General features: G+C 61.3%; 23 protein-coding genes. 8 read left to right on the forward strand and 15 right to left on the reverse strand.

Translation table 11 applies throughout. The features are described 5' to 3' along the window. Nucleotides 1–21: 21 nt before the first annotated feature. On the reverse strand, nucleotides 22–339 hold the full coding sequence (locus tag DTW90_RS25235) for a WGR domain-containing protein (protein ID WP_246665029.1): 318 nt from the start codon (nucleotides 337–339) through the stop codon (nucleotides 22–24). Between the two features lie 143 nt (nucleotides 340–482). Here DTW90_RS25235 and DTW90_RS25240 point away from each other — a divergent pair, with 143 nt between their 5' ends. Beyond that, nucleotides 483–704, forward strand: coding sequence for a hypothetical protein (locus tag DTW90_RS25240; RefSeq protein ID WP_149341806.1), 222 nt, complete (start codon nucleotides 483–485; stop codon nucleotides 702–704). On the opposite strand, the gene DTW90_RS25245 is transcribed toward DTW90_RS25240, so the two are convergent. Next, the gene (locus DTW90_RS25245) at nucleotides 668–1,912 is read right to left on the reverse strand and encodes a DUF1173 domain-containing protein (RefSeq protein WP_149341808.1); all 1,245 of its coding nucleotides are present in this window, start codon (nucleotides 1,910–1,912) and stop codon (nucleotides 668–670) included. The genes DTW90_RS25240 and DTW90_RS25245 overlap by 37 nt on opposite strands. A gap of 274 nt (nucleotides 1,913–2,186) precedes the next feature. Between DTW90_RS25245 and DTW90_RS37210 the strand changes: the two genes are divergently transcribed. The 7 genes from DTW90_RS37210 (at nucleotide 2,187) to DTW90_RS37215 (ending at nucleotide 8,639) form a co-directional block, all read left to right on the forward strand. Further along, nucleotides 2,187–2,351 (forward strand): hypothetical protein, encoded by a 165-nt coding sequence (locus tag DTW90_RS37210; RefSeq protein ID WP_188080035.1) that lies wholly within the window; start codon nucleotides 2,187–2,189, stop codon nucleotides 2,349–2,351. Nucleotides 2,352–2,782: 431 nt separating this feature from the next. Beyond that, nucleotides 2,783–3,235, forward strand: coding sequence for a mobilization protein (locus tag DTW90_RS25250; RefSeq protein WP_149341810.1), 453 nt, complete (start codon nucleotides 2,783–2,785; stop codon nucleotides 3,233–3,235). Further along, nucleotides 3,235–5,532, forward strand: a complete 2,298-nt coding sequence (locus DTW90_RS25255) for a conjugal transfer protein TraA (RefSeq protein WP_149341812.1) — start codon at nucleotides 3,235–3,237, stop codon at nucleotides 5,530–5,532. The genes DTW90_RS25250 and DTW90_RS25255 overlap by 1 nt, the downstream gene beginning before the upstream one ends. 523 nt (nucleotides 5,533–6,055) lie before the next feature. After that, entirely contained in the window at nucleotides 6,056–6,592 is a 537-nt protein-coding gene (locus tag DTW90_RS25260) for a response regulator (protein WP_149341814.1), read from the forward strand. 253 nt (nucleotides 6,593–6,845) lie between these two features. Continuing rightward, nucleotides 6,846–7,274: a SyrB-like regulator gene (locus DTW90_RS25265; protein WP_149341815.1), complete on the forward strand. Its 429-nt coding sequence runs from the start codon at nucleotides 6,846–6,848 to the stop codon at nucleotides 7,272–7,274. Nucleotides 7,275–7,420: 146 nt separating this feature from the next. Beyond that, nucleotides 7,421–8,023 carry a hypothetical protein gene (locus DTW90_RS25270; RefSeq protein ID WP_149341817.1) on the forward strand — a complete coding sequence of 201 codons (603 nt, stop codon included), beginning with the start codon at nucleotides 7,421–7,423 and terminating at the stop codon, nucleotides 8,021–8,023. Between the two features lie 31 nt (nucleotides 8,024–8,054). Next, entirely contained in the window at nucleotides 8,055–8,639 is a 585-nt protein-coding gene (locus tag DTW90_RS37215) for a hypothetical protein (RefSeq protein ID WP_188080036.1), read from the forward strand. Nucleotides 8,640–9,001: 362 nt separating this feature from the next. Here DTW90_RS37215 and DTW90_RS25280 read toward each other — a convergent pair whose 3' ends face one another. From DTW90_RS25280 to DTW90_RS25340, 13 genes are read right to left on the reverse strand one after another with little or no spacing between them, the layout of a single operon-like run. Next, complete coding sequence (locus tag DTW90_RS25280) at nucleotides 9,002–10,987, reverse strand: type IV secretory system conjugative DNA transfer family protein (RefSeq protein WP_149341821.1); 1,986 nt, start codon at nucleotides 10,985–10,987, stop codon at nucleotides 9,002–9,004. After that, the gene (gene virB11 / locus DTW90_RS25285; RefSeq protein WP_149341823.1) at nucleotides 10,984–12,006 is read right to left on the reverse strand and encodes a P-type DNA transfer ATPase VirB11; all 1,023 of its coding nucleotides are present in this window, start codon (nucleotides 12,004–12,006) and stop codon (nucleotides 10,984–10,986) included. Before virB11 ends, DTW90_RS25280 begins: the two co-directional genes overlap by 4 nt. Then, a complete protein-coding gene (gene virB10 / locus DTW90_RS25290; RefSeq protein WP_149341825.1) occupies nucleotides 11,969–13,213 on the reverse strand; it encodes a type IV secretion system protein VirB10 in 1,245 nt (414 codons plus the stop codon). Before virB10 ends, virB11 begins: the two co-directional genes overlap by 38 nt. Further along, nucleotides 13,210–13,995, reverse strand: a complete 786-nt coding sequence (locus tag DTW90_RS25295) for a TrbG/VirB9 family P-type conjugative transfer protein (RefSeq protein WP_149341911.1) — start codon at nucleotides 13,993–13,995, stop codon at nucleotides 13,210–13,212. The genes virB10 and DTW90_RS25295 overlap by 4 nt, the downstream gene beginning before the upstream one ends. A 35-nt stretch (nucleotides 13,996–14,030) precedes the next feature. Then, complete coding sequence (locus DTW90_RS25300; RefSeq protein ID WP_149341827.1) at nucleotides 14,031–14,723, reverse strand: type IV secretion system protein; 693 nt, start codon at nucleotides 14,721–14,723, stop codon at nucleotides 14,031–14,033. A gap of 13 nt (nucleotides 14,724–14,736) precedes the next feature. Further along, the gene (locus tag DTW90_RS25305; protein WP_149341829.1) at nucleotides 14,737–15,774 is read right to left on the reverse strand and encodes a type IV secretion system protein; all 1,038 of its coding nucleotides are present in this window, start codon (nucleotides 15,772–15,774) and stop codon (nucleotides 14,737–14,739) included. A gap of 11 nt (nucleotides 15,775–15,785) precedes the next feature. Beyond that, nucleotides 15,786–16,052 (reverse strand): hypothetical protein, encoded by a 267-nt coding sequence (locus tag DTW90_RS25310; RefSeq protein ID WP_149341831.1) that lies wholly within the window; start codon nucleotides 16,050–16,052, stop codon nucleotides 15,786–15,788. Beyond that, nucleotides 16,042–16,758: a type IV secretion system protein gene (locus tag DTW90_RS25315; RefSeq protein WP_149341833.1), complete on the reverse strand. Its 717-nt coding sequence runs from the start codon at nucleotides 16,756–16,758 to the stop codon at nucleotides 16,042–16,044. The genes DTW90_RS25310 and DTW90_RS25315 overlap by 11 nt, the downstream gene beginning before the upstream one ends. A gap of 13 nt (nucleotides 16,759–16,771) precedes the next feature. Then, entirely contained in the window at nucleotides 16,772–17,863 is a 1,092-nt protein-coding gene (locus tag DTW90_RS25320) for a lytic transglycosylase domain-containing protein (RefSeq protein WP_149341835.1), read from the reverse strand. Then, nucleotides 17,860–20,274 carry a VirB4 family type IV secretion/conjugal transfer ATPase gene (locus DTW90_RS25325; RefSeq protein WP_149341837.1) on the reverse strand — a complete coding sequence of 805 codons (2,415 nt, stop codon included), beginning with the start codon at nucleotides 20,272–20,274 and terminating at the stop codon, nucleotides 17,860–17,862. The genes DTW90_RS25320 and DTW90_RS25325 overlap by 4 nt, the downstream gene beginning before the upstream one ends. Nucleotides 20,275–20,276: 2 nt before the next feature. Then, nucleotides 20,277–20,576 carry a VirB3 family type IV secretion system protein gene (locus DTW90_RS25330; protein WP_149341839.1) on the reverse strand — a complete coding sequence of 100 codons (300 nt, stop codon included), beginning with the start codon at nucleotides 20,574–20,576 and terminating at the stop codon, nucleotides 20,277–20,279. A gap of 3 nt (nucleotides 20,577–20,579) precedes the next feature. After that, nucleotides 20,580–20,918: a TrbC/VirB2 family protein gene (locus tag DTW90_RS25335; RefSeq protein WP_132525483.1), complete on the reverse strand. Its 339-nt coding sequence runs from the start codon at nucleotides 20,916–20,918 to the stop codon at nucleotides 20,580–20,582. Further along, the gene (locus DTW90_RS25340; RefSeq protein ID WP_246665030.1) at nucleotides 20,915–21,700 is read right to left on the reverse strand and encodes a lytic transglycosylase domain-containing protein; all 786 of its coding nucleotides are present in this window, start codon (nucleotides 21,698–21,700) and stop codon (nucleotides 20,915–20,917) included. The genes DTW90_RS25335 and DTW90_RS25340 overlap by 4 nt, the downstream gene beginning before the upstream one ends. Nucleotides 21,701–21,904: the final 204 nt, after the last annotated feature.

Raw genomic sequence — 21,904 nt, forward strand, 5'->3', positions numbered from 1 at the left:
TTGCACCGGAATCTTGTCCTGTCACGGGTTTGTCGTCTCCGGATCGCTGCCGATTGCCGTCTTTCCACAGGTTCCGACCGGTTTATAGCCCTTTTTGCTCTTTTTGAGCGCCAGAGCGCGGAAGTGGGCAGCCGCCTCCCGCTCCGTATTGAAGATGTCGCTCTTTTCTCCGCCGCCTTTTCCAATCCTGCCCCAACAACGAACAACGGCGACCTCGCCGAACAGCGTCGGCTGAATGGCCAGCGCATAGTAGCGCGCCATGTTCTTGGCCCTGTCGATACGCTGCCAGTAGAGGCGATCAGGATGGTCGGACATGCAGACAAAATCGCCCAGGCCCATCTGCCCTGTCCAACGACAGTTTTGAATCGGTCGCCGCCCATCGATTCACACGATTGATGAAAGTGCGGCCGATCCTGCCGGTCGCCGCGCTGGCGAAACCTTGTCTTCCCCTCTATATCGGCCGCAGAGATAGCGGAGCGACAATGACAGACACCATCGATATAGCCAGCCGTGGAGACTTCGGGCTTTGGGCGATCGAGGTCGCCAAGCAGATCGTCAGCGAGCAGGGTTTTGAGCTTGCAAGCGCTGCAAAAGACGGTGCCGAGGAAGACATCCGTGTCGCCGGCAATGCCCTTGGCCAGGCGATCACCAATGCCTTGATGGAGGTCTATGACGGGCTCCTCGAGGGTCCCGTGGAACGATAGTCCTCCTCGTTCAGACGGGGAAGCGGCGGCAGGTCGCCCTCCGCGACACGCCAAACCCATGCCGACAGGTCGGGTCGTGCCGCAATCATATCGCGCAGCGTCGTCTCGAACGTCGCGTCGGCGCCCGCAGGCACGATATAGAGCGCCATGGGTTTTGGTTTTAGGTCGGGCAGGATCGCATTGGCGATGGGCTGGTCCCGAGGCAGGTTGAAACGCAGTCCCTTCACCGACTTCGACGTCGATCGTGCCAGGTGGCCGAGCAGTCTCTGCTCGGAGACGCTTTCCATCGGCAGCCATTGCCCGGTCACGGCCATCAGCGCGATCTCGTTGACGGTTGCCAGGCCGCCTGCCGATCCGGCGACTGTCGAAATGGCGACGAGATGCCCGTCCTGACCGCTCTCCCAGAGCCTCAGTTCGGTTTCGAACCGCCTCTGCAAGGCACGCCAGCCTGCCTCTTCCAGATGGAGGCGAAAGCCCGGCATGTGTTTGACGACCAGCTGCTTTCCGCTCCGCGCGGACCCGAATTCCTTGATCTCTCCGATCAAAAGCATCAGCTTTTTCCGGCCCTCGGACGGCTGATAGAGCCCGGACAGCTTCCCCGCCCGGCGCTGCTCGATCGCGGCCTTGCAGTCGGCCCGAAACGGTTCCGGGATATACAGCCGCTCCCCGAGACTTTCACCCCGAATCTCCATCATACGCGCCGCCTGCGACAGATGATGGTAGACCTGCCACCAATGCCGTCGTCCCGTCCAGCGGCTTGTCCATTCGGTCAAGCCACCCTCATGCCATAGGAGATGCAGGAGCGAGCGCAGCGACAGCTTCCTCGCTTCGCTCTTGACGCTGTCTGCTGCATGCGCGGTCGCGATCCCGTTGCGCGAACCGGTTTGTTTGGAAAGGGGAAAGTCGAGCTTGAGGGAGGCGATTCCTGCCGAAGCATCGAGTTTGATCGCCGTGTTCACGAGAGGTCCGAGCCCGGTCAGTTCGTAGGGCGGCTCATGGGACGGGCAGGTCGGGTCGTGGTCACCGCCCGTCAGCGGCATGCGCTTGACCACAAGCTGGCTGCCGATGTCGGCAATATACATCGGTATGCCCGACGGCCTGCAGAGGCAGAGCAGCCTGACTTTGCTGCCATGAGCCTGCAGCACCAGACCCTGGAAAGCCTCGTCCTCCTCGTCGCATTCGACGTCCCCCAGCCGAAATCGTCTCATGCCCACAGCTCCCGCACAACAGGCCGCGGCGCTCTCAGACGGTGCCCCGCGAGAGGGAAACCTGTCTGTTCAGATCCTTCGATCTTGGCGGACAGGCAAAGACAGCTCAAGGCCGCGCGGCCCCTCCAATTTTCTCTCCGCTCCATTGCATTGCGCTCCAACAAAATCGGCACCTCCGCACGCCGGCTTTGCCGGTCGTGTTCACGAGCCTTGACCTGTCTTCGCCTGCCCACCGGACGGTCGTCATCTTTCACACCACGTCAAGGAGACGACGATGACCATCGAAGACCATATCGAGGAACTGCGCGCCGAAGCACGCAACGCCATGACGGCAGAGGAGCGGAGCCGCATCGCGGCCGAACTCGACCTCGCACGCGCCGAACTGGAAGTCATCCTGGCCGAACTCGATGGCCGCATCGATCCGGAACCGCCGTTCTGAGACCGGCCGGCGTCCCAGTCCACTTGGCTTGCGAATGGAACAAATATTGTTCGGTTCTTCTGCTTTCGTCAAGGTCTGGATCGGCGCCTTTTGTTCTGTCGCCTGGCCGTTACGGACGGTCGTGGGTCAATGCATTATGCCAACTTGAACTCGTTGATAATCATCCGATAACAGCGATTTATTCTAGAAAATCGCCGCAGCTCCCGTACACGGGCCATTGCGATGCGGACGGTGTGCGGTGTCCTGGGGGCGGGCGTCAGTCGACGATGCGGGTTGAAAGTTAGATCAAATATAGTAAAGTCTGCCTTTGGCTGGTTTTGGCTGGTTTTGGCAGGATACGCAAATTTGTGATACAAATTTGCTGACGATCGACGGACGGGCCGTCGATAACGCCTGCGGCGAGCCTGGTGCAAGGCGATCGGATGGCAGGCATGCGGCATTCCGAGACAATAGCGGCCGAGACAATAGCGGCCGAGAGAGCGTCGACAGGGACCCGTCAACGAAAGACGGCGATCATTCATACACGCTTTTCGGCTTCGGAGGCTCTCGCCGTCGACCTGGCGGCCAAGCAGGCGGGGATGACGGTATCGGCCTTCCTTCGTTCGCTGGCGCTCGAAGGCGCGGGCGTGGAACCGTTCCTGAACGACGACGATCGCCTGATCTTCGATCTCCTGTTTCAGGAGTTGCGAAATGTGCGACTGGATTTGAACGCGATGACGCGGATGGCGCATCGCGACGGGGCGAAGGAGAGTGAGAGGGAGAATGAGAGTGAGAGTGAGGCCTTAAGGTTCCTGATAGAATTGCGCGCCGTTGTGGCGGCCATCGGCATCGAAGTGAAGCGACTTGCCGGCAACGGGCGCGGCAAGCGCCGGAGAATGCTCTGATGGAGATCTTCCTGGGTGCCTTCCTGTTTGAGTGGGAACAGCGGCGGGCGGTGCTTCTGCATGAGCGAAGCCTTGGTGCTGGGCCACGTTGGGAGGAAGAGTTGCGACGCCGCCGGGTCGGGGGGAGCGAGCGCAATTTCGACGGACGGCGAACGAAGAGAAGCGGCTCGGGCTTTCCGCAGAGCGATCAGCGCCAGGTCGCGGCGCGTCCGATGTCACAGCGGTTCGGGGCGCTTGCGCGGGGAAGTCAACCGGCCGTGGTCAAGGTTGCGTCGTTCGGGGGAAGGGCGCGGCTTGGCGCCATGATCTCCTATGTCGCGCGCAATGGCGAGATTGCGATCGAAAACCATCTTGGCGAGGTATTGAGAGGCAAAAGCGAGATCGCTTCCATTGGTCCTGCTTGGGAAGACCTGATGAGCGCAAGAGCCGAGAGCCGGGATATTGGCGTATTCCGGATGCGGGTCAGCCAACCGGTACGCAGCGATCACGGCGATTTCGACAAGGCACGCGCAATTCTGAAATCCGGTCTTGGCAATCGTTCCTTTGCGTTCAACGTTTCTCGCGGCGAGGACGGCCGTTATCGGATCGAAGGCGTCGTCGTGCTTCGGGATGGGCAGGGCGAACGGCTGACCGCCGATGCAAAGGCCGCCGACATTGTCCGCGCAAGAATGAGTGCTGCCAGCGTGGCCGGTCAAACCATCGATGATTTCCGCTTCACCGGTTACGGGAATGGCGTCGATTACGGCACGGCGCGTCTCCGCAGCCTCGTCGACAGACACGCAGGCGCGGTCGAGACCGGGGACGGTCAACGCGTTTCTGACAGCAGGCAGGCAGGCGACCTCGTCCAGCAGGAATGGCGACATCAACTTCACAGCCGCAGGCCAAGAGACATCATGCATCTCGTTTTGTCGGCGAGGGCCGGGACGGACCGGCAAGCGTTCCGCGCAGCGGCCCGGGACTTCCTTGCGAGCGAATTCGCATCCCACCGCTACGTCTTTGCGCTCCACGATCCCTTCGACGATCCGAAAGGCGAGGGGCAGGGTGGCCGGCGACCGCACGTGCATGTTCACGCGGTCGTCGCCATGCGCTCGGAGGACGGGGAGCGGATCGAGACGACCATTGCCTCGTTTCGGCGCTGGCGCGAGGGTCTTGCGATGCAGGCTCGCGCGCAGGGCATCGACATGGAAATGACCGACCGGCGGGAGCGGGCAAATGCACCTGCATATGGCCGAAACCAGGTTCGTCCGACGAACCATGTCGGGCGCACGCAGCATGTGGGAACGAGCCTGGCGGCCCAGCGGCGATATGACGAGAAACGGGCGGACGCGCCGCAAAGAGCCTTGTCGCAGGCAAGCAGGGCCTATGCAGATGCGGCACGGGGCGAGTGGCATCGGCTCACCCGGGCGAGCGAGGCCGCGCGGGTCCGAGATTTTGCGCGGGACCAGCTCTCCCGGTTCGAAACGGCCGACAGAGCCGAAGGACAGGGCGTTCCTTCTCGGCGCGCTGCCGATCAATCACCGCCGCAGTTGAAAATGGAATTGGCAAACCTGTCCAGGCTTTTGGAGATTGATGACATGAACGCGATGACACGACCGGAATTCGAGATCTACGAGAAGCGGGTCGAGATGGCGCTGTCCAAGGCAGAGCGTCTGGTGGCGGAGACCGCCCGCGACAGGTTCAGGGAGATTGCGACTGCGGCGCGTGCGCATGTCGAGGTTCGGCGCGAGATGATGGAAGAAGCCGAACGCGACGGCGCGCCTGCTGCCAGAGACCGGGCGGCCCTGACTGCCGACGACCGACGCTGGGAAGAGGCGGTTGCCCGCCATGGCTTGAAGACAGTTGAAGTGGCCAACGAGGCCATGCTTGCGGTCGAGTACTACCGGCAGAGGATCGCGCTTGCCGACAGGCGCGAGATCGCCGACGACGCCAACGCCTTGCGGGCAAGCTTGAATGACGAGCTCACGCGCGCGGCGAAACTCGGCGCGGCCGGAAACAGCCTCATCCGCGAAATCGCTGAAGTCGATGTGGAACTGAAAAGCGCCATTGCCGCGGCAGATCACCTGCGGGATCGATCGGGTCATGGCGGGCGTCGTGACCAGGCGACGCGGAGCTCGACGCTCATGCACGAGACTGAGAGCGAGCGTCTTGCCGACAGGCCAGAGGACCACACCAAGGGAAAAAACGCAGGCGATATGCAGCACTCCTCGCCGAACCGAGAAGACGTCCCCCGGCAACCAAGTCCTCGCCGAAACGCGGATGAACATATTCGCCGGGACGGTGACGATCACGACCGCTAGCATTCACTGCCCTGCGTCCGCTCGCCATCACATTCCGGGCGCAGGATCGGCGGCGTAGCCGTCGCTGCTTCGATCGCGTCCCGATCGCTCGGATAGGTCCAGGCGCCAGGGTCGGCGCCTGAGCCTGCTAAGGCCGCGTTCCCAGTGGACAGGCTGGATGATTACCTCGGCAAAGCGGCGTGATGGATCGGTTTCATCGGCACTTGCGCGTGAGGATGCCTGTCCGGCATGCGATCCGGACATGACCGGCGGTCTTGAAAAATATGGCGGACTGGCGCGTTTCCTCCGTGCCTTGCCCAGGGACGATCTGATTCAAATTTACGCTGGCGTGGGAACTTGCAGCTCAGACGTCAGTTTCAATGCTGCCCTGAAATCTTGTGTAAAGCACAGTTGGGCGTCTCCGCCCGTATTTCCCACCGTCTGTCGCAACCCTGGCTCATACCGTATCAGCCGGGCGATTTTGGACGGGACGGGATGAATATTTCGAAGCCCCAGATTTTCTCGATAACAGATTGGCTCTTCAATGGATGACGACAGGAACGAATGGATCGCCGCACGGGCCTACGCCCTGTGGGAGCAGGCAGGGCGCCCCTTCTTCGAAGACAGGACCCATTGGGAACAGGCGGTTCTGGAGCGTGATCTGCTTGAACAAACCCGCGCGTCGGCGGATGGCCGGGACGTGATGAATTATGTCCACAGCGTCCGTGAGAGGCGCGGCGCAACAGCACGCGTCCTCATTGTCGAAGACGAAGACCGGCTGCGATTCCACACTGTCGACTTTCTCGAACAGGCCGGGCACCGGGTGATGGAGGCGGCCAACGCGGACGAGGCCCTTGTGCTCCTGAAAAGAAACGACATCGACGCGCTGGTTACGGACATCGACATGCCAGGGACGATGGATGGTTTAGGGCTGGTCAGGACGGTGAGGTCCCACTGGCCCGCGATCAAGATTGTCGTGACGTCGGGCGTGATCAAGCTATCCCATGCGGATCTTGAGAGCGGTGTCTGCTTCATTTCGAAGCCAACACCGAAGCTGGAACTATTGAGGATGATCTCTTGATCCGCGCGTCGTCGGGCAGGCGGTCACTGTGAGTGAAGCCCGAGATTGCCCCCTTGAGGAAACGCGATAGCGAAGCGCAACCGGCGCGCAGGCGGCGGTGATGAAACCGGTCTGGCCGCCTCCACTTGAGACGGGTTAGTCGTTGCCGCGCCGTCGATTCTGTTGGCACGTGCAATATCGTGAAACGACAGGCCCTAGTTGACATCGATCTTTGCGCAGTGGAAAGAATTGTTACCACACAAGGAGACAATTCATGGCTGACGAGAACGAGATGACGGTAAACACCGAAGCTGCAGATGCGTCTGCATCCGCAACAGCAGCGGAACCAAAAAAACAGCGCGCCCCGCGACGCGCGAAGAATGCTGCCGGTGCCTCCGTGTCAGAAACCTCGACCGCTGCCACAACACCCGCAAAAACCACCCGTCGCAAGCGTGGAGAGAAAGCAGCAGAAGCGGCCGCGGCCGCCACCGATGCTGGTTCCGTCAAAAAGCGCGGCGGGAGACCTGCGAAGCCGCAGACGGTCAAGCAACTCGTTTCGGCGCCGACAGCGGAAGCGCCTGTTCTCGATGAGATGGCGGACCTCATTCAGCTCGAAGAAGAAAATAAAAGGCTCCGCATGGCGCTCGCCGAAAAGCTTCGCGCCGAAAACGCGCATCTGCGCAAGCGGCTGGGTGTCGATTGATTTGTAGACGGACAGGCAGGGCAACATCGGAAATCCGGTCGATCCGGTTTCGTGTCCTGCGATAGGTTCTTTTCCCGGGCCGACATTTCCGGCCCGGGTCGAAGATGACGGCAACATCAGCATTCGTGTTGCTGAAGGTTCAAGCGATGAAATCACCATGGAAATTCCTTGCCGAATTGGCGTCGCGGCGCCGGAGGCCGGAACACGAGGCGACGTCTGACGTCGCCGGGGGCGACGGCCAGACGGAGGCGGTCAAGGACCAGCCCCAGCTTTTGATCGCGCCTGGTTCCCCGGAGGCGGGATCGGAATTTCACGAGGAAGAGGCGGCATCGCCGGATCACGCCGTGCCGGCCTCAGGCAGTCTGGCGCCGGTCGACGACGGAGCGGTGCCACCCGCCGAGCCCGTTGCGGCGCAAGAGGTCTTACCTGAAACAGTCGATCGTCCAAGCCAGCCGCAAGGCGAGGCGCAACCCGTCCAGTCGATACCGGCAAATGACAGCGCGCCGACAGTGGCGCGGACAAAACGTGTAACGGCGAAAGAAAAAGGCCGGACCCGCACCGCGGCCGGCGGCCAAAAGGCAAAGGGTGACAACGATGCCACGCAGGCGTCGCCGCGCGAGAATTCGTTTTTTGGCGAGGCAACCCGTCTCGACCAGGAAATCAGCGACCTCAGAGAGCAACTGGCCCGGAAGCTCCGACTGCAAAACAGCCAGCTCAAGAAAATGCTTGAGCGGTTTGACCATCCGTAAAACATCCGATCACCAATCGAGACATTGACCCATGAAGACATCACACCGCAAGTTCGTGGTTGAGATCAAGTCGGCGCGCCGGCGGCCGGTTCAGCACTCCAACGCAATTTGGGGCAACACCGATTTCAAGGAACTGGTGCGCGAGGCAATCGCGGATGCGCCGCATCTGTTCGAGCTGGACAAGGCTGTCGACATGCTGCGCGCATCGTCGAGCGGAACTGAACGTCAGCATCCAACAGATGGCCCCGACGATAAAGTCGTCGTCGCAGCGGCGGCTTTCGATGGAGAGGGTGAAAGCGATCCGGGATCGTCAAAGGAGACGACTTCCAATCAGAGCGTTGCTGATGAGGTTCGGCAAGATGCGACCGTCAAACGCCCGTCGCGCCAAGACGTAGCCGACCAGAGCAAAGATGGTGCACCGCGGCGCGCCACGGATAAAAACCGTGTCAACCAAACGGGCAAGACTAAGATCGATCCTCCAACGCTCGGAGAATTAGCAACGCTCGATGAACTGGCTCTTCTGCAGAATGAAAATCAACGGCTGAAGCGGTTGCTGGCCGAGCATTTGCGCGAGGAGAATCTTCGGCTGCGCAAGATGCTGGAGAGGTTCGTTTAGCCGGCAAACAGCTGACCATCCGTTGCGTCTTGGGATGGCGAGACCTGCAGGATCAGCTGTGCGCGTTTGGGGGAGAAGGTTTGCGAAGCTCACAATCGCGTTCTCGTGTGTCCATTTCCTTGGCGGCTGCGGATTTAGGTCCCCTTGCTGGGCGCGTTTCGGTCCAGCGATCTGCGATGGGGTCCGTTCGATCACGCTTGCGAAAATCGCCGTCTTTGTTGGAATGCGGGTCCCCTGGCTCGGAAATGCCGAAAGTCTGAGACAAAAGCCGGTACTTTATCGTGGTGGGCGATGACTGAACCATTCCAAAAGGCGGCCATGGTCGAGTATTGCGTTCCTGCCGGTCAGGAACGGGGGGCGGATCAATCGGGGACCGTATGAACGAGGATATTCCCGATGGTCTTTCTGGCTTCGGACGGCACAGGAGCCATCTCCGCCAGCGTTTCCGATATGGCCGATCTCAGCACCGCCTCGGTTGCCTTTAACCGATCGGCCAACGGATCGGAGACTGCAGGTCGCGTCGGATCGTCAAAACCGGAATGCGCATTTCGCGATCCCGTCTGGATGGCAGACGCCACCCGCGGCGGTGTCCGGCCGTGCGCGCCAGGTGGGTCGGCCAGCTCATCCCTGACGTTGCCGGGCCGAGCTCCGCCGTCGGTATGATCACGATCGGCGATGGCCGATGTGAGCGAGGCAATCGGAAGGTCGACGTTCGGCACCTCGACCCTCAGCCGACGGGCCTTGTCGGCCGTCGACCGGAAGGGCTTGTCGGCATAGTATCTGAGCTTGCTGCCATAGATCGGGCGCTCGCCCTCGACCAGGATGATCAGCCGGTCCAAGGGCATCTGGCGGATCTCCTGCGGCATGAGCAGATCGCGCTCGCGGATCTGCTCGACCTTCGTGCGGCGTGACCGCCCGAACAGCTCGACCGTTTTTGTATCCGACTGGTATCGGATCGTTTTCTTGCCGAGCGCTTTCGACGCATAATCGGCTGTCGCCTGGTCATTGGCGCCGAGGATGATCTGCAGGCCGCAATTGCCGAGCAGCGAGTGTCGCGCAGTCTCGCCGTAGATCTCGTCGAGGTTCTTCAGGTTCTGAATGATGAAGGCGATCTTGATGTTGTAGCCGGCCACATAGGGCAGCTTGTTCAGAACCTCGTCCATTTTCTTCAACTGCCGGAATTCGTCGAGCAGGAAATAGACGGGCAGGGCGCTCGGATCGTGCTTGCGGGTAAGGAGATCCATGACCTGCTGAACGAACAGCGTCAGCAATGGCCGCAGCATCGTCATGTCGGTGATCGTCGGAGCAAGATAGATCGTGATTGGCCGGTGCTGCAGCGATGTCAGATCCATATCGGTCGTGCTGGTTGCCGCAACCACACGCTCGTTTCGAAACGGCGACAGGGCTTTCTGGATGTCCAGCAGCGCCGAACGCGCCGCTCTCTCGTTCAATGCAATGTAGGCGTTGAAGCTGTCTCTGGTGAAGCGCGACAGATCGGGTTCCCGTTCCTCTATGCGCCGCATCAGATCCTGCAGATCGACACCGGTGTTGAAGAACGCGTTCACGTCGCCGAGCGTGCGGCGATCATCGTAGTGGACACTCTCTAAAACATAGCTGATCACGCCGGCGATCACCTGTTGGGCGATGCCCTGCCAGATGGCGTTATCCGAACCGGCGCTTTCCGGGATAAGGATTGCGGCGATATTCTGAATGTCGATCGTGCGGCTGCCGCGGTCGGCGCGCACGAAGTCGAGCGCGTTCCATCGATGCGTCTTCGGGCTGCCGGGCGAAAACAGAAAGACTTCATGACCATTGGCTTTGCGGTAGCCCGCCGTCAGCTTGAAGATCTCGCCCTTCAGGTCGGTGACGATCATCGACCCTGGAAACACCAGAGCATTCGGAATGACGTAGCCGACCCCCTTGCCGGATCGTGTCGGGCCGATGACGAGGTGGTGACGGTCGTCGTTGCGGCAAAGCAGATGCCGCCCGGATCGACCGAAGACGTGGCCGCTCTTGCGAAACCAGCCGCCACGACGCAGCGATGCCGGATCCTGGAAGGCGGCGTCTCCAAGCGGGTTTGACGGACGGTGCATCCCGAAGGCCACCACTGCCGCCCCAACGGCCAAGGCCGGGGCAAGAGCGGTCAGGGCTGCGAGCTGCAAGGGTCTGGCGGCGGAATATCGAACAAGCTGCCGGAACGGCACGAAGGGGTCGGAGCTTGTCATCAGGTGGAGGACGCGGCCATCCTTCCAGACGAATTGCAGGATGAGACTGTAGATCAGCATCCATGTTGCCGTCGCCGTCAGCAGGGAGAAGAGCAGATGAAGGGCGAGGGCGGACCGCTTCATGGCGTATTCCGGGCATAGTAGATTTCGGAGACGCCGCGCCGCCCGCCGTCACGCCGCAACTGGATGACGATCGGAACGACAGTGCGGATATAGGCCATCAGGTCCTGCTTGGTATAACCCGAAGACAGGCTCGCCTGGATCATCATGGCGAGCTGCTCATAGGCGCCCGTTGGTGTGTCCGCATGCACCGTCGACATGCTGCCGGGATGGCCGGTGTTGATTGCCCGCAGGAAGGCGAAGGCCTCGGCGCCGCGGATCTCGCCGACAAAGAGCCGGTCGGGGCGCATGCGCAGCGATGCCTCCAGCAGTGACTGGATCGTCACCCGTGCCGTTCCCTGGTCGCCCCGGGAGGCAAGGAGATGGACTGCGTTGTGATGCGGCGGCGTCAGTTCACGCGTGTCTTCAAGCGTCAGGATCCGCTCGTGCCGATCGATGCTTTTGAGACAGGCATTGAGCAGGGTGGTCTTTCCGGTCGATGTGCCGCCGCTGATCAGGATCGACACGCGGCCGCGCACCGCGGTCTCGATAAAGTCGTGGATGCGGTGTGTTCGTAGGAGCCCGGTGAGCTGGCGCTCGATCTCGGTCAGGCCGCCGGAGGCAACAGAGACTTTGTCGAGCCCGCCTGCCTTGCGATAGTCCGCAAGCGAAAAGTCGCTGATCACCTGTTTACGGATCGAGATTGCCCCGCCCGCGGGTGCGGCGGGTGGAAGAATGACCTGGATGCGCTCCCCCGTCGGCAGGGCAGCGCTCAGCAGTGGGTTGAGATGGCTGATGAACTGGTCACTGGCGGCTGCAACCCGCTCGCCGATATGTTCGATTTCCGCCGCCGTCAGCTCGGGCACGGCATGATACTCCATATGCTCAGCACCGAGGCGTTCGACAAACACCTCGCCGGGACGGTTGACCGAGATCTCGACCACCTGCGGATCGTCGAGAAATCTCACAAGCGGTGCGAGCGACCGCCGCAGAAAGTAATAGGGATCATTGCCGGGAACGATCCGCAGGGATGCCTCGCTCATGCTTGATCTCCTTGATGGCCTGCTCGACCGGGTCCGGATAAAGCGCGGAGAAGTCGAGGTCCTGACGGACATAGACGAAGATGCGCTCGCCCTGCGCGACGCTAATCGTCGGGGGAATATGCAGGTTTTCGCCAAGCGCCTGATTGGCCATGTTCGAAAAGGTCTGGGCGATCGTTTCTCTGGCAAGATCAGCGGCGCGATCGGCGTCGGTCTCGCCGCTGCCGCTTCCCGTCGAATAGGACCCGCTGCCATAGCCCGTCAGGTAGGACGAACCCGCACCGACAATCGAAAGCAGGATTGCCGACCCGAAGCGCTCGCGCCATTTGTTGTCGACGATGCCGGTCAGCCCCGAGCGGCCGAGGCTGTCCGTGCCGATGCTGTTCAGGCGAACGGAGACGCCGTCATCGCGCAAAAGCCGCGTCCAGATCACGAAGATGCGTTTTTGCCCGCGCGTCACATCGGATTGATACTCGCCGATCAGGCGCGTTCCGGTTGGAATGAGGATCCGCCTGCCGTCGAAGGAATAGACGTCGGCAGACGTGATAGCGCGGATCTCGCCCGGGAGATCACTGTTGATGGCTGTTTCGAGTATGCCTGGAATGAGGGTTCCCTCCGGGATCAGGGCGTCGAGCCGGCCGAGCTGCCGGGCCTTGGCGGAGCGGTCGCCGATCGTCGAAGCCGTCGCCAGGAACTTGCTGTTGCGATCGTCGCCGGCAACCGTGGGGCCGCCGGCGCCTCCTTCGTCTGCCAGGGCATTGCCTTGGTCGGCCGCCTTGTCGTTATCGACGATGATCTGCTTCGACAGGTATCGCTTCGGGAATGGCTCGGCCGGCTTTTCGGGCGCCGGAGGCAGTTCTACGGCCGGGGGAGGCGGGGGAACATTGAACGCGGTGGTGTCGGTCTCGTCCGGCTTTTTCTCCGGTTGGGGGTCCGGCAGGTGGATGATATTGTCCGCCGGCTTTTCCTTCGGCTTCTCGTTATCGCGCAGGAAAGACGGAGGTCGGAACGTCGTGGTGGAAAATTCCTCGTCACTGTTGAGAGCATCGCCGCTCTTCTTCTGCGGTACAAGGATGACGATATAGGCGAGCGCTGCGCCGCCGAGGATTAGTGCCGCGCCCGTGAGCCATTGCCTGCGCCGGGCGCTCCTGTCGCGCACCTCGCTGTCGTCGGCAGCAAGCATGGCTTGAAGTTCGGGCGAACGCTTCATGGATTGCCACTCCCACGCCGCCGCCTGGCCTTGCTGTCAAAGGCTGGTCCCATGATGCCAGGATCCGGCGCCCCGAAATCCGGCTTGCCCAAATTGAAGATGCAGGTCCATTCACTGCCGTCGCGCAACGTGTATTGCGGGGCGGTGCCGTCGACGACGATGTAGTCGCCCTCGCGCCGGAAATTGCGCAAGGTCTCGGTGTAGTCGGAATTGACCGCGAAGATCCCCGGCACCCTGGCGCCGAATTTGAAAAAAGTCTTCGCGCCGTCGTCGAAGACCATCAGCGGCTTCAGGTCCGGATCGCCGGAAAAGGAGTAGTCGATGTTGATGTTTTCCTTATGGATGCCGGACAGGTTGGGGTAGCCGGCGCGGGCCTCCGCCTGCCTTCGCAGCGACGCGTTGAGATCCTTGTCCGGATAGACGAAGCGGATCCCGAAAACCTGACGGTTGGCCTCAGGCGCAAAGTCGTTGAGTTCGAGATAGTAGATCCGCCTGTTCGTCACGACATTCATGTTGGTGCCGACATTCTTCGCCTTCGGCTTGACGAACAGGATATTTCCCTTGTCGGTCGGCACCACGTCCCAGCTGTCGGTATCGCCAACGGCGATCGTCTCGAATTTTTCGTCCCCGTCGAAGATGATCATCGTCGAGATGCCGTAGGTGGCCGCGACCTTGACGACATTGTCCGGCTGGTAGACGACGCTGGTGACCCTCGGGTCGGACCGGCCGGCAGAGGGCGTTTGCGCTGCCCGGACCGTGCCGGTCAGCGAGACCGCAAGCATGATCGGGGCGAGAACGGGTGCTGCTGGAATTCTCGTCACGGATTGTCCTCCGTGACCGTTTCCTGATCGCGGCGATAATCATACACCTGAAACCCGAGCGGGTTTTCGAATCGCCATTCGTTGGTCTGCGGCGTGTCGGTATAGCGATAACGCACCACCGCGATCCAGTGATTGACGACCGTGTCCGTGTCGGACTGCTCGTTCGTCGCAAAGCGGACAATGCCGGTCGATGCGTTCGGAAAGGTGACGGAGGCGATCTCCGTCGTCACGCGCTTCACCTTGCCATAGAGCTTGGCGGGGTTCTTCGGGTTTGCGGCGCTGTAGAGTTCTTCGAGCGCGCGTGCGGCATTGCCGGTCGAAAGCAGCGCCGCAATGCCGAAATTGTCGGAGATCGCATAGGGATCGTAGCCTTCGCGGGCACGAATGAAGCGGACGATGTAGGCCTGGGTGATCGCCTGCTGTTCGGTCAGGTTCGAGGGTCGTGTCAGGCCGGTCTTTACCTCGATGTAACCGGTGTTCCTGTCGACCTCGACGATATAGGGTTCGAAGCTCTTGAGCGGTATCAAAAGCACGAGGGCAGCCAGGCTGAGCAGGGTGATGCCGCCGAACAGCGCGGTCACGAACCAGGCAAGGTCGCGCGAGCGCTTGGCCCGTTTGACGACTTCCTGTTCCCAGATGTCGCCGCTCTGGTAATAGCTCCTCAGATCGGCGTCGCTTGTCTCTGCCATGATCGATTATCTTTCATTGCTTCAGATCGGGTGGAGTGCTCTGGCGCGAAATTTGGGCTTCCATCGCAGCCCGGGTCCCGGAGCGCGCATCGCGGCCGATATCGCGCGTCCGGTTGGAGATTGCCTGCCCCGCGCGGTACGCTGATCTGCCGGCGCGTAAGCTATTGCTTACAGTTGCGACGGGCAGCTTTAGTCCGAAAGTGTGCGACATCCCGCCGGCAGCGTTTCCGATCCCCACCGCGATGCCGCCGGCAATGCCCTGGCCGATCGACTGGATGTAAAGCATGACGAAACCGCCGGCGATCGAGAGCAGCAGGAAGCCGGCGACATCGGCGAGCGTCAGGGTGCGTGCGCCGCTTGCCGCGTTGATCTTCGCCAGTTCCGGGTTCATCGCCGCAATGAGAAAGGCGGCGATGACATAGATGAAGAGGGGAATGAGCGCATAGGTTAGGACCTGGTTGAACCAGCCGACGCCATAGCCGCGGGTCCGCTCGAACAGCATGCAGGCGATGAAGATCGGTGCGGTTCCGATCAGGACCCAGAGCATCACCTTGGCAAGGATGAGAACGGCAAGGGCCACGGCGATGAAGATGCCGGCGCCGACGAGGATGACGATGCCGATCATGCTGGGCAGGATGGAGAAATAGCCGGATTGCTCGGCAAAGGCGGAAGCCGCCGCATTGGCCGTCTGCCAGATCTGCGACATGCCGTTGGTCGGCTCGGTGACGCCTGTCCCTGACGCTGCAAGGATCGCGCGACCGACATTCTCGGGCGCATCGTTGATCCAGTGATAAAAGAGCGTGTTGAAGTTCGCCCAGGAACCGACAATGGCAAAGATGATCATCATCCGCGCGATGCGGCCGATGACCTCGCCGACACCAAGCCGGGCGGTGCCCATGGTAAGCTGCAGCCCATACCACGCGACATAGGCCACCAGCATGACCTTCAGCAGCGGCATGATCTCGCTGCCGACGGCGGTATAGGCTTGCTGGGAAAAATTCGTGCCGGAATCGTCTATCCGTCGCAGCAGGTCGCCGAGAAAATCCTCCATCTCAACGCCCTCTAGTACTTTGCTGGGAACTGATCGGGAGACGCATCGGGATCGGTAAGACCGATCGCCGTGAACGCGGCCTTTGGATCGTTGACGGGGCGCATGGGCCCACAGGAAAGCCTTGGATCCTCGGCAAAGGAGGCGAGCCCCGCCGGCCGTTTGCAGGGGGCGGTCCTGTCCTTGACGGTGCCGCAGCCGCCGAGCAGCCCGCAACCGATCAACAATGCTGCAGCCGCCGTGATCGTCCATGCTTTAATCGCCCTTGGTTCAGTTGCCATAGGCGAGCGCCTTCTTCGAATTGGAAATGTCGGTGAGCCGGCGCTGGTTCTCCGCCTGGAGGGAGGTGACCGCGCCATTCATGACACCGATCATTTCGTTGAGCGTCAGGCCCGATTGCACCTCCAATTGCGTGTTCTGGTCGATCGACCCCTTAATATCCTGGGCGGTGCCGATCTGGGCTCCCGCCTGTTCGAAGGCGTTTTTGCGCGTCGCGATCGCCTGTTGCGATCCGGTAATCAGGGCCGAGACGCCGAGCACGGTATTGACCAGCTGCTCATAGGACTTGTCTCCCGAAAAGGTGCTGTCGTCCTTGCCGGAGAGCGATTTGACCAGTTGCAGGCCGTTGATGAAGGTGGCGGCGGTCCTGGCGATATCGCCACTCATCGAACCGAAATTCGGCACGCCCTCCTTGATGATGCTGTCGAGCGAGGGGACCGAGGACACGCTGAAGCCGTTGCCGATCGCAAGGTTCTTCAAGGGGCCGGCGGTATTGCCGCGATCCCCGGTCACGGCCTTCAACGTGTCCTGAACGGTGGCCAGGATGTTCTTGTTCGTCTCGAGGATCTGGTCGGTTGTGTCGGCCGTCTTCTTGGCGACTTCGTAATTGGTCTTGTCGATGACCGGCACGTCGGCAAATGCGGACGTTGGAGGGATCAGCAGGACAGGGATCAGCAGTGCTGGGATTGCGAGGGCATTCGAATTCATCTGACGTCTCCCATCATTGAGGTTGCAGTTGAAGCTCTATCCGGTCCTCGGCCTCCCGCTTCTGGACACAGACCTGCTCCTTGTCGTTCCAGACTAGGTTCTGACGCGGGTCGCAGAGGTGGGGGGTCGCTTGTGGTTTCTCATCGGATGTCTGCCGGCTGCTGCTTGCACTGCCGGAGAGGTTCGACACGGAGACCGTGTTTCTGGAATTGATCAGGTCGGCCATCGCGGCGCCGAGCGTGATGACGTTGTTCATCATCCCGAGATTGGCGTTTCGGACGGTGGAATTCTGATCCCAGCTGTCCTGGATCGACCCCGTTTGGACGGCTCCGAGCTGCTGATACCAGCTCCCGACGTTGCCGAGGCTGTCCGACATTGCCGCGCTCGTGCCCATGGCATTCAGCGTCGAGGACCGCATCGTCGCAAAGGCCATGTCGCCGCCGCCATAGTTCAGCGGAATGGCGGACTTGTCCGATCCGCCGAAGGCCGGCAACCATTCTTGGGTGATCGAAGCGACATAGCCTTGTGTTTCCTTGAAAGGCGGCACGCCGCCATATTTGCTGACGCTGCCGGGACCGGCATTGTAGGCGGCGAGCGCCAGCGAAACATTGCCGCCGAACTTGTCCATCTGATCCTTGTAGTAGCGCGCGCCGCCGCGCAGGTTGTCCTCGATATTGTTGGCGTCGACACCGAGCTGCGCTGCCGTCCCCGGCATCAGCTGCGCAAGACCGGTCGCGCCAGCCGGCGACTTGGCACAAGGGTTGAACCGGCTCTCCTGGTAGACGAGCGCCAGGAACTGGTTTTCGTCGACGCCTTCCTCGCGCGCCACCCGTCGCACCAGTCCTGAGATCTCCGGATTGGCCTGGGCAGCCCCAACCGGGTCGTTTGCCGGACCAGGGCGATACATCGCACAGGTCACCGATGTGTGGATGGCATAGCGGTCATGATCGGCATCCTCGATTTTGCTCGTGGCGTCGTCCCGTCTGTTGCGGGCGTCGAAAGCTGTGTCGTCTACGACCGGCACGTCGGCATGGGCGATGCCTGCCTCCGTCTCGGCAAGCAGGATCGAAGCCAGGACGGCGATCGATGAGGGAAGGGCTCTCATTCCTCCGGCTCCCAGCCGCAAAAGGCATTCAGCCAGCCGGACGGATGGTCGCCATGGACCGCACGCAATGCCTCGCATTTGGCAACCGTTTGCGTTCGTCCCGAGAGCACCTTGACGATGTCGGGCATGGCGCCGAGATCGAGCCGTGCAATGACGCTGTCATTGCCATGCTTGACCAGGAAGGCGCGTCGCTCCGGTGGCGTGTTGCGCAGGAAGTCGAATTCCTTCACCGTCAGGCCGAAACGGTGGATATAGCTCTCCTCGTCGGCGCGCGGGTTGGGAAAATGGATCGTCGTCGCAGATTGTTCGATCAACGTGTGCGCTGCCGGCGACCGGACGATGTCAGCTGCCGATTGCGTGCCGAAACCGACGATACCGTTCAACTTGCGGATCGTCTTCATCTTGTCGACGATGAAATCCGAGAAGGCCGGGTCGCGCAGCAGCCGCCAGCCTTCGTCCATGAAGATCAGGACGGGCGAGCCGTCGAACAGCTCCTCCAGCCGATGATGGATATACATTAGCGCCGGCGTGCGAACCTCGTCATTGTCGAGGATGCTCGTCATGTCGAAACCGAACAGACGGCGCTCGGAAAAGGAAAGAACGTCTTGGCCGGCGTTGAACAGCCACGCCTTCTCGCCGTCGATCCAGGGGCGGAGACGGGCGCGCAGATCATTCGGATCGGCGCGCGAGCGGCCGGTCAGAAGCCCGGAGAGATTGGCAAGCGTCCGCTGCGATACCGGCTCCGACATCAGGCGGAGCACGGCGCGCTCGAGCGTGTCCTCTTCCTCCTGCTCGAAGGGCACGCCCGTGCCCCTTCTGAGCATGGATTTCAAAAGGCGCAGCAGGAAATCGCGGTTTTCGCCGGTGTCGGCGATCTGGAGCGGGTTGAAGCCGGTCGGCCTGTCCGGCGACAGCACCTCGTAAGCGCCGTTCATTGCCCGGATGAAGATCTCGGCACCCCGGTCCTTGTCGAAAAAGACGGCGCGCGGTGCTGGCCGCACCCGGAAAGCCTGGGCAAGCAGGAAAGTAAGCACGACCGTCTTGCCGGATCCGGTCGGCCCGGTCACCAGAAAATGGCCGATGTCGCGCCGGTGGAAATTGAACCAGTAAGGCGTCTGGCTTGTCGTTTCCAGCACGGTGATCGGTGAACCCCAATGCTGGCCCTCGCGCTGTCCGGACGCGAAATTATGCATCGACGACAGGCCGGAGAAATTCGCGCTCGACAGCATGGCGCGCCTGGCAATATAGCCGTGGTTGCCCGGAAGCTGCGCCCAGAAGGCGGCCTCCATGTTCAAGTCCTCGCGCAGCCAGTTGACGTTCATGTCGGTGAGGCAGGCGCCGAGCTCTGAGACCGCCTTGTTGAGGCCGGCAAGGTCGCGCGACAGGGCAAGCAGCGACAGATGGTGAAACCCGAACACCGCCTCCTGATTGAGCAGGCTGTTCAGGGCAAAGTCGATATCGGTCTCGACATCGCTTCCCGCCTCGTCGGATGCGCCGATCTGGCGCTGCAGGCGGGTGATCCGCTCCTGCGCGATCGGCTTGTCGGCGATCGTGAAGGATTGCGTCAGAATGAATTCGTGATTGACCTCAAGCAGCCCGTCGAGCATGCCCGGCCCCGTGAAGGGCGGATATTCCTTGATCGACAGCATAGCGCCGAACCGGTCTTCATGCTTAACCGGCCCTTGTGCCTGCAGGCTCCGCCTCGAAAAATGCAGCCGCGATGTCCCGAGATAGCCGGCAAGCCCCATGCGCGGCAGGCGCATCCGTCGTTCGATGCCGCAGGTCAGGATCGCGTTTAAGAATTCGCAAGGCTCCGAATAGGGCTCGCCGTTGCGATGGATGATTCCGAGTGGGCGAGCGCCGTATTTGCCAAGGTCGCCGACGATATTGCCGACGGTCTCTTCGAGCGCGCCGATCGCCTCACGCATCTGTTCGTCTTCGGTGCCGCGTGCCTTCGATCGATCGATAATCCAGGCGATGGCCTGTCCTGCCGCCAAGGGGCCGCGCATGCTTGATCGCAGGATCGTCAGATAGAGTTCGTTGCCGAACAGGCGCTTGTCTTTTAGCGATGCCGCGTAACGACGGTCGAGCGCCGCACAGAAGGGATCGTCGAAGGCGCCGTCGAGCGCCGTGTCGACCTGTCGGCGGATGACCGTCGACCAGAGCGAGAAACGGCTGGAGCCGAGCGCGCGGATCAAAGTGTTTTGCACCGCCGCGCGCATGTTGAGTTCGGCCTGGTCTTCCGTCTGGAAATAGAGACCGTCGAGCTTGACGACGCTCATCAGTGCGCCGTCCTCAAGCTTGATCACCGTGTCGGCCACGTGCCGCAGATAGGGGATGTGCCGGCCCATCGACCGCTCCCGATGAAGCGTGTTGCCGAAGCCAAGCTCGTCGCGAATGAGTTTCAGCACGGTCATGGTCCGTAAGAATTGGCGCCCCAGAACGTCCTGTTCGGGATGCGTGGCGTTCGGCGGGCGGCGACCTGGATGACGTCGAGGGTGCGCGCGTCCCAGCGACAGAGGGCAAAGAGGGCGAGATAGGCAAAGGGTGCGGTCAGCAGCGACCAGAAGGTGTTGGTGACAAGCCAGGCGACGATGGTCAGGCCGATCACCAGCACGATTGCCATATAGGGAACACCCCACAAGGTCGGTGCGCGGGTCAACCCGATCACCAGCGGCGTTAGGGCAGGCTTATCGTCCTCGGTCCGGATCATCGCTCAGTTCCCGACGGTGGAGATCAGCTGATCGACAATGGCGGGCGCGCCGAAGACGAGGCCGATGCCGAGCACGACCGCGCCTGCGGTAAACCAGCTCAACCGACCGGCGAAGGCCAAGAATCCGAGACCGATCACCGCAATGATCGCAACCAGGCGACCGAAGGGGCCGGTGATGAAATCGACGACCGCCTGGACCACCGTCTGCAGCGGCGCAAAGGCCTGGTTGGTCGCCTGGGCCAGAGCAAGATCGGCGGTCGGAATTTGCGACAGCACGATCACGGAAACAACGAGTGTTGCACGCAGGCAAAAGCCTGGGCGCGGCGGGAATGCGGGTTTCATGGTTTTATCCTTTCCTTTGAGATCTGCAGGACGCCGGCAACGAATGTGCCGGGGCGGGCGCCGATGACATCGCTCACGGACGACGCGCCGCCGGTCCTGGGCAAGGGAGCTTGTTGGCTGGTTGCGAGCGACTTTGCGGGCAGTGCGATGCCCAGCTCACGGTTGATGACGGAGGCGACGTAGCGAACGGTCTCCGGATAGGCCGGGACGCCGTTGCTGTCGTAGATCGCCTGCTCGCCGGCATTGTAGGCGGCGGCCGCAAGCAGCGGATTTTTGAATTCATCGAGAAGCGCGCGCAGATAGCGGACCCCGCCATCGATATTGGCGGCGGAATCGCAGATGTCGGCAACGCCGAACCGTGCTGCCGTTTGCGGCATCAGCTGCATCGGGCCGCGAGCGCCGCGCGGACTGTTGCGGCTCTCATCAAGACGGCTTTCCGTCCAGGCGATCGCAACGGCAAAGTCGGGATCGACGGCATAGCGGTCCGCAGCAGCCCGGACGAGCCGGGTGATGTCGGTGGTGGTGTAATGTGACGATCCGCAAGCCTGATTGTCGATAAGATACCTATATTTGTTCTGTTCCGGTAATCCGTTCCTCGCGTCTCTGCTGTCACCACTCGAAGGCGAGGTTACCGCAGGATGATATCCAAATTTGTTCTCGGCTGCTGCTGACTCATCCAACGAAGCGATCGCTTCTCGGTCGGGAAGGAGAGCGATTGGTGCGGTATTGTTTTCAGACCAACGGATCGGCTGTTGTCCCGATGTCGGGACAGTCATAGGCATGAATTGTTTGATTTCAAAGGATTTTGACGATCCTGCCGAGGCAAGCAGCAATGTCGATGCTATGGCGCATCTGAGCGATATCGCGGATTTGAGACAAATAACCATCTAGTCAACCACTCTCAAACAGGATCAACACGGCGCTTGGCGGCATCAATCACACTGAATTTGACGTTGCGGAAGTTTACTAAATACGATAACTCGTAC

This window comes from Neorhizobium sp. P12A (assembly GCF_008365395.1).
In the GTDB taxonomy this organism is placed as follows: domain Bacteria; phylum Pseudomonadota; class Alphaproteobacteria; order Rhizobiales; family Rhizobiaceae; genus Rhizobium.

Excerpts from the sequence above, each read along its gene's own strand:
- DTW90_RS25235 (WP_246665029.1), bottom strand. The coding sequence starts at position 339 with ATGGGCCTGGGCGATTTTGTCTGCATGTCCGACCATCCTGATCGCCTC.
- DTW90_RS25240 (WP_149341806.1), top strand. The coding sequence starts at position 483 with ATGACAGACACCATCGATATAGCCAGCCGTGGAGACTTCGGGCTTTGG.
- DTW90_RS25245 (WP_149341808.1), bottom strand. The coding sequence starts at position 1,912 with ATGAGACGATTTCGGCTGGGGGACGTCGAATGCGACGAGGAGGACGAG.
- DTW90_RS37210 (WP_188080035.1), top strand. The coding sequence starts at position 2,187 with ATGACCATCGAAGACCATATCGAGGAACTGCGCGCCGAAGCACGCAAC.
- DTW90_RS25250 (WP_149341810.1), top strand. The coding sequence starts at position 2,783 with ATGCGGCATTCCGAGACAATAGCGGCCGAGACAATAGCGGCCGAGAGA.
- DTW90_RS25255 (WP_149341812.1), top strand. The coding sequence starts at position 3,235 with ATGGAGATCTTCCTGGGTGCCTTCCTGTTTGAGTGGGAACAGCGGCGG.
- DTW90_RS25260 (WP_149341814.1), top strand. The coding sequence starts at position 6,056 with ATGGATGACGACAGGAACGAATGGATCGCCGCACGGGCCTACGCCCTG.
- DTW90_RS25265 (WP_149341815.1), top strand. The coding sequence starts at position 6,846 with ATGGCTGACGAGAACGAGATGACGGTAAACACCGAAGCTGCAGATGCG.
- DTW90_RS25270 (WP_149341817.1), top strand. The coding sequence starts at position 7,421 with ATGAAATCACCATGGAAATTCCTTGCCGAATTGGCGTCGCGGCGCCGG.
- DTW90_RS37215 (WP_188080036.1), top strand. The coding sequence starts at position 8,055 with ATGAAGACATCACACCGCAAGTTCGTGGTTGAGATCAAGTCGGCGCGC.
- DTW90_RS25280 (WP_149341821.1), bottom strand. The coding sequence starts at position 10,987 with ATGAAGCGGTCCGCCCTCGCCCTTCATCTGCTCTTCTCCCTGCTGACG.
- virB11 (WP_149341823.1), bottom strand. The coding sequence starts at position 12,006 with ATGAGCGAGGCATCCCTGCGGATCGTTCCCGGCAATGATCCCTATTAC.
- virB10 (WP_149341825.1), bottom strand. The coding sequence starts at position 13,213 with ATGAAGCGTTCGCCCGAACTTCAAGCCATGCTTGCTGCCGACGACAGC.
- DTW90_RS25295 (WP_149341911.1), bottom strand. The coding sequence starts at position 13,995 with ATGCTTGCGGTCTCGCTGACCGGCACGGTCCGGGCAGCGCAAACGCCC.
- DTW90_RS25300 (WP_149341827.1), bottom strand. The coding sequence starts at position 14,723 with ATGGCAGAGACAAGCGACGCCGATCTGAGGAGCTATTACCAGAGCGGC.
- DTW90_RS25305 (WP_149341829.1), bottom strand. The coding sequence starts at position 15,774 with ATGGAGGATTTTCTCGGCGACCTGCTGCGACGGATAGACGATTCCGGC.
- DTW90_RS25310 (WP_149341831.1), bottom strand. The coding sequence starts at position 16,052 with ATGGCAACTGAACCAAGGGCGATTAAAGCATGGACGATCACGGCGGCT.
- DTW90_RS25315 (WP_149341833.1), bottom strand. The coding sequence starts at position 16,758 with ATGAATTCGAATGCCCTCGCAATCCCAGCACTGCTGATCCCTGTCCTG.
- DTW90_RS25320 (WP_149341835.1), bottom strand. The coding sequence starts at position 17,863 with ATGAGAGCCCTTCCCTCATCGATCGCCGTCCTGGCTTCGATCCTGCTT.
- DTW90_RS25330 (WP_149341839.1), bottom strand. The coding sequence starts at position 20,576 with ATGATCCGGACCGAGGACGATAAGCCTGCCCTAACGCCGCTGGTGATC.
- DTW90_RS25335 (WP_132525483.1), bottom strand. The coding sequence starts at position 20,918 with ATGAAACCCGCATTCCCGCCGCGCCCAGGCTTTTGCCTGCGTGCAACA.
- DTW90_RS25340 (WP_246665030.1), bottom strand. The coding sequence starts at position 21,700 with ATGCCTATGACTGTCCCGACATCGGGACAACAGCCGATCCGTTGGTCT.